The following is a 6605-nucleotide window of genomic DNA, read 5'->3' as shown; positions in this document are numbered from 1 at the left end:
GTATTCAAAACCCTTGATAAGTCTGACTATGTTAATATGTTGATAAATTCTATATTCTGAATAACACCTATAAATGCTCACTTCTGTAAATATCATTGCGTTTCCACTTGAATTGAAAGCCATTGACACCATTGAGTTTTACCTACCTGAGTAGTTACAATAATTCAAAAAATGCCAAATAAACAAAAGGAATTAAAAATACTCAGAAGCCAATATATTCCCACTTCGGAATTTTATAGCCAGATAATAGATAGTTTGCAGGATTATTCAATCCTTACGCTGGATAATGAATTAAAAATTAATAGCTGGAGTTCCGGTTCGGTCAGCATTTTTGGATATGAACCAGATGATGTTTTAGGCAAAAGTTTTGATATTATTTTTACTGAAGAGGATAGAAAAAATGGAATTCCCCAAAAAGAAATTGACAAAGCATTAAAAGAAGGCAGGGCTGTAGACAACCGCTGGCATATTTGTAAAGACAAAAGCACATTTTATGCTTATGGCTTGGTGTTTCCGCTTATAGGTATAGATGGAGAAATGTTAGGGTATGTAAAAATACTACTCGACCTGACGGAGAGAAAGAAAGCAGAAGATTCCATAAAAAGATATGTGAATGAACTCGAAGAATTGAATACGCATAAAGAAAGTGTGCTTGCAATTCTTTCTCACGATTTACGAAGTCCTTTGTCTTCAATTATTGGAACTGCCAAATATCTGAAAGATAATTTTGAAAAGATGAAGCCCGAAGCATTAAAGGAGATGCTGGAACTTCTATATGACTCATCCATTGACGAATTGAACATGTTAGACTATTTGGTGGAATGGGCAAGAATCAAATATGCATCAGAAGTATTTTCTCCCACAAAAATTGAACTTGTAACATATATAAATCAGGTTTTTGATAAGCTGAAGGAAACAGCCCATGTAAATGGAATAAATCTTCATCACGAAATTGAAGAAAACCAAAGTGTTTTTGCGGATGCAAAAATGCTACTTTCTATTTTACAAAATATAGTTTCAAACGCTTTAAAGCATACTAATCCAGGAGGAAAAATCTCCATAACTGCAAAAAGAAACGAAGATAAACTTATTATAGAAGTGAAGGATAGTGGTATTGGAATGTCGAAAGAAATAATGGACAAACTTTTTGCCCCGCAAATGTCGTCACTTTCGAAAGCAAGAGCTGAAAATAAGGGAGCCGGCATTGGTTTATTATTAGTAAAAGGCTTTTTGGAAAGAAACGGCGGTGAAATTTGGGTGGAAAGCATAGAAGGAAAAGGATCTTCTTTTTATTTTACATTACCAATAAACAAACCAGCCGACAAAATGGACAGTCTAAACAAACTAGACCTTAATTAGTGCTTGTCCGAAAACTGCTCTTTTTTTCGTTACGCTCATTAAAAAAAAAGGTCATTTATGAGAATAAACTCCCATGTTTTTTAATTTCCTCCGCCCGCTGGCGGAGTCAAAAGAGAAGCTTTCTATCCAAGCACTGAGTTTCCGTTCAGACACTAATACCAATTCTTAAACTATAATAGTTCTCTGCCTGTGAAATTAGTTTGTAGAATGGTAATGCCAAACTACAGCCCGAAAGCCCCGCTTAATCCCGATAATTATCGGAATGCGGGGGGATTAGTCCCTTTCTTTTGGACTATTATATATTGAGTGTCGGTATAATATTTTTAATTCTCACGCAGCATAATTAATCATTTGCGTCTATGTGGTATAATTTAGGTAAACACCCAGTGCCCTTGCTACTCCAATTTATCCTAATCCAATAAAATTACTACTTGTACAGGGGCACGTATTGGGTTTAAGTTTCATCATATTGAAAGCTGCTATTTTAATAAAGCTCAGTATACCCAATTTATTTTCGAGTATCTTACGAAAAGATTATTTGTTGTAAAATAATTTGAGATGTTCGCCGTAATTATTTTTAAGTAAATAGATACCACAGGGGTGTTCACCCAAATCTATACTTTTTGCACTAAAACTATTAATAGTAGCAGTGTATATTAATCTTCCATCAAGAGTATAAATACCAATACTTTCATTTAATCCTGAGGTATTACTAACAACTATGCTACCGCTGGTAGGATTGGGATACACTGTAAACCCACTTGGAGCAGAAAATGTTTTTGCCAATCCGTTTGTATTACTCGTGGTGTCTATCTTATCTACACGTTTTATGGAAGCGATATTGGTGAGTACTGGTTTTTCAAAGTCGAAGTATATATTGGCCTTGTTTACAATCGTCTCTCCTGAATTCATATCGCGTTTTAATTTTGCGGAAAAATTAATATAGCCCTTACTTGCTTTTTGGTCTTGTTTATTAGGTAGTAAATTTATATTTTCAAAAGTGAAATACAATATATTTCCATCTATACTTAATTTATATGGATGCGATGAATGATTCAAAGTTATTTCATAAGCTGGCAATTGGCTGCTGAGTGTGTCAGATATAACAACATTTCGGGCATAATCACTCCCCTCATTTTCAAAATTTATTTGATATACTATTTCCCTCACCTTTCTATCTGTCTGCCCACTTGGATAACATTGCTTTGCATTGGGGTCGTAGGCCGATATTATTTCCTGTCTTAGCGTATCACAATTATCCGACGAATCACTATCATAATCCGACTGTTGTACACATGCTGCTACATAATTATAATCTCCCAATTGGTATTTGGTATTTGCCCACAAACTAATTGTATACTCCTTTACCTCATTAGGATTAATAGTATCTATTTTGAGAGATAAAATACCACTATTATATGTAAAATTTCCAAGTGAAATAGTATCCATTAAACTATCAAAACTGGCAGTAATGAAAACATCGTTTGCCATAATGCCATTGTTACGAACGCAAATGGTATATTGTATGGTATCTGCTTTTCTGGCAAAAGTTAAATTTTTAGACAATACTTTTATTGCCAAGTCTTTTATAACAGGGGTTTTCATTGGGATATTATGATATTTTGTTCCCTGAACATCTACGGTATCATACTGTACTTCTGTTTCAATGGTGTGTTTGCCTTTTTTGGCACTAAGGCTAATAGGTGTATTGAAATCTACAAAAACTGAATATTTACCCTTGTTATCACTAAGGGTCGCAATATTTTTATGAATAGTATCGGAACTATAAACTATAGCATAGGGTATAATATTTTCACCACTATCTAATATACTATTCAAGTTTTTATCATGATAGGTTTTCCCCGTTATAATACCTTTGGTAAGAGATGCACTAGCAATATTACTGGGACTAATATTTGTAATATTCCCCGAAAAATATAAATTCTTACCATTAGAATAACACCACAATTTAGAATAAATGCTAGTTTTAACACTACTGTTAAATACTACATATTTTCCAGCACTCTCTATATAGTAATACTCACTTCCATTCAATGGCGATATCACTATCACATTATCGACCACATTAATGCTATATTCCCACCCATAGCCCAGAATATTAACTCCTGTATTAATTGATTCGAATGAATTATTTTGTAATTTAAATAATTTATATTCGAACGAGTTGCTCATAAATCCTAACAAATAAATTTCGCTGTTTTTAATCGCTAATTTATACTCATTATAAAACCCTCCAAAAAACTTAATCCGATATCCAATATATTGCTTACCTACGAAACACCAAACAGAATCTCGATATTTTAAAGTAATCCAAAGAGAATCATTGTTAACGAGCACATTACTTAAGTCAGCTCTGAAACCTTGGTTGCTGGCTAAATCTAACGAATGGTCTTCTTCCCAATTCCCATTTACTAGCTTACTCATCCATTTAAAAACCTTCCCTAAAGAACTTAAGGGAATTGCCCCAATTATTCTGATTGTATCCTGCCATTTTACTATAGTGCAGACTTCACCATCAAGTGAATTAGTATGCATTATATTTAACATAAATGGAATGCCTATCTGCAGCCATGAAATACCATCATACTTGATAACGTTTGCCAAACTTGAAGTTATTTTATTCGATGCGTCAACCTTATAAGTTATATAAGCAAATATCACTGTGTCTTTGTTAAATCCAAATTGGTAATGATTAAATTGGTTATAATAGATTTGCTGCGTATGAACCGTATCTATTATTGTAAAGGTATCAGAAAAAGACCACTTATCACCATCCCAAATATCTAAAAATAATTTATAAGTATTACTATCTGCCGTTTTCCAAAAAACTGGATAATATACTTTATTATTAAACGGATTAATCTCGGTATGAAATCCTTGGTTGGCATTTCTCTCATCTCCTGAATAGGGCAGGCCATTACCCATCCTGTTTAATTTCTGAGCTTGTGTTTGAACAACATTGGCCGTCATCAAAAAAAACAATATAATTTTGGTCAACCTCACAAATCTAAATTTCATATATATATTCTTTAAAAATTAAACCCAATTCCAATCTGTAAATTTTGCTGCAATCCCCGATTTATTACATTGCCTCTATATTGGCTCAAGTTCCATTTGGAAATCCTGCCACTGTAACCAATGTTCAAACTGGAATGTTCACTTAAATAATATCGAAACGCGATGCCCCATTCGGGAATAAGCATGCCGCTATGCTTACGGCTACCCTCAATTGTGTTAGCTTTGTCAATATCGTAGAAAACACCTTTGCTTTTACTATATACATCCACACTTGCACCAAATAAAACTTTACAATCCATCAAGCGTGAATGAATCGGGGTATAATAAACTCTTGCGAGCAATGTCAATTCAGTATTAGTAACATTTGAGTTTGGAATAATTTGCTGACTATTGTTTGGCAATTTAACATAGCCCAAAATTTGCTTTGTTGCACTGTCTCTTACCGGTATCTCACTATATATATAATTGAACGCGATTTGTTGTATACTTTGTATATAGTTTGCTCCTGCTGAAATCCCTATTCCTTTTATGATATTAAGTGGTTGATAATACTCCATTTTAAGGTTATAGGAAATGCCCTTACTGGTCGAGCTACTCCAAACCTTTTTATAATCCTTATGCGTAATACTACTGGTAGTAATATCGGTTGGTTTTTCAGAAACAAATCCAAAACCTCCTGACACCAATACCTCGGACGCAGTATTTAATTGGTGATTTTGCTTTTGCGGTCTAACAATAGGACGCTTATAGGTTGCTTCTGGATACCTGATTATAGTAGTAATTCCGTCAGGCTCTTGTACTAACATACTTGCAAATATAGAAATACGTGGGGACAATATAGCAGGTGTATTTTTAAAATTATCTTTACCCATACCCAATCCATCTGAACCAAAGGTAAGCGAAGTAGGCCGCAAATTACTGATATCGTGTTTATATATAGTTAATTTCGGGATGTTGTGCTGTCCAGTTTTAGCCATAAAATTGTTGTTGGCTTTATTCAAAGTAGAGGTGTCATGCGTCGCTTCTTTTACAGTGGAACTGTAGTTTTTTGATTGCGTGTGTAGTGGATCTGCTTTTACCAACCCTAACTGAGCGGTTTTATTTGCATCAATCAAATAGTAGGAGGATATACTCACCAAGCTAACACCTATAAACACCCATAAAAAAGGACGCCTTCTAGAGGTGGGTGGTTTTGAATTAATGGAATCAGAAATGCCCTGCCAATATGATTTATCAATTGGCAACTCCAAGTCGCCAAGTGCTTTTTTTAATGCCTCGTCAATTTTAAATTTCGACATTTGAATTCCCTTTCTATACTTATTTCATTTTCTTTTTAAGCAGTTGCCTAGCTCGTGCTACATTGCTTCTCGACGACGACTCACTGATACCTAGCAATGCTGATATCTCCGCATGGGTATAACCATCAACGGCAAACAAATTCAAACAGGTGCGATACTGATCGGGCAATTGATCAAGCAAACCAATTGCTTCATCCGAAGTAAAAGATATTTCCTCATGTTCTTCATTATTATATTTGTCTGAATATGTTTCTTCAAATTCTGTTGTTATTTGTATAAATACATTTTTAGTCCTTTGCTTTCTTAAAAAATCTATTGCATTATTTGTCATTATGCTGTGTGACCATGTTTTAAGAGTAGCGTTACCTTTGTAATTGTGCAAGTTGTTAAAAATTTTTATAAATCCTTCTTGAAAAGCATCGCCGGCCTCTGCATTGTTGTTAATATACCTGCGACAAATACCCATCAATAAACCACTATATAAATTAAACAACTTCTGCTGAGCATCTCTGTCTCCATCCAAGCATTTTCTGGCCAATAACAGGTCATTCTCATTCATTCTTTAACTACTTTTCATTAGACGTCCGCTTTGAAAAATGCTGCTTGCAAATATAAAATGATTCTAACCTACAATATCATAATGGAAATAAAAATATTGAAAATCAACTCGTTCCCTGTACCAAACAATATGATTCTTTTTTTAAACCCTGCCAGGTTTTGATGAAGGTATACCAATCATTTTCATTTGATAATACAATAAAAAAGCCCCCTCAAATTAATGAGGGGGCTTTTTATGTTTAAACGCTTGGGCCTTTCAGCCTTGCGGAGTATTAGTTATTGGCTTTAACCACACGCATGGTGCTCACCTTGTCGTTGCCTATGATGTTAATCATATAGGCTCCGGCTGGC

Annotated in this window: 4 protein-coding genes; 1 reads left to right on the top strand and 3 read right to left on the bottom strand. The window is 34.3% G+C overall.

The window, feature by feature from the left end; translation table 11 throughout:
- Positions 1 to 171 precede the first annotated feature (171 nt).
- Complete coding sequence (locus tag SGJ10_03900) at positions 172 to 1359, top strand: PAS domain-containing sensor histidine kinase (protein ID MDZ4757269.1); 1188 nt, start codon at positions 172 to 174, stop codon at positions 1357 to 1359.
- Between the two features lie 534 nt (positions 1360 to 1893).
- Here the strand turns inward: SGJ10_03900 and SGJ10_03895 are convergent.
- Genes SGJ10_03895 through SGJ10_03885 form a run of 3 tightly spaced genes read right to left on the bottom strand, consistent with a single transcriptional unit; the run spans position 1894 to position 6255 of the window.
- On the bottom strand, positions 1894 to 4398 hold the full coding sequence (locus SGJ10_03895; protein ID MDZ4757268.1) for a T9SS type A sorting domain-containing protein: 2505 nt from the start codon (positions 4396 to 4398) through the stop codon (positions 1894 to 1896).
- An 11-nt stretch (positions 4399 to 4409) separates the two neighbouring features.
- Positions 4410 to 5696 carry a hypothetical protein gene (locus SGJ10_03890; protein MDZ4757267.1) on the bottom strand — a complete coding sequence of 429 codons (1287 nt, stop codon included), beginning with the start codon at positions 5694 to 5696 and terminating at the stop codon, positions 4410 to 4412.
- A 19-nt stretch (positions 5697 to 5715) separates the two neighbouring features.
- Complete coding sequence (locus tag SGJ10_03885) at positions 5716 to 6255, bottom strand: RNA polymerase sigma factor (protein MDZ4757266.1); 540 nt, start codon at positions 6253 to 6255, stop codon at positions 5716 to 5718.
- Between the last annotated feature and the right edge of the window lie 350 nt (positions 6256 to 6605).

The sequence above is a fragment of the Bacteroidota bacterium genome (assembly GCA_034439655.1).
In the GTDB taxonomy this organism is placed as follows: domain Bacteria; phylum Bacteroidota; class Bacteroidia; order UKL13-3; family UKL13-3; genus CANJUD01.
The sequence above is the reverse complement of the archived record's forward strand: the minus strand, read 5'-3'. Positions and strand labels throughout refer to the sequence as shown.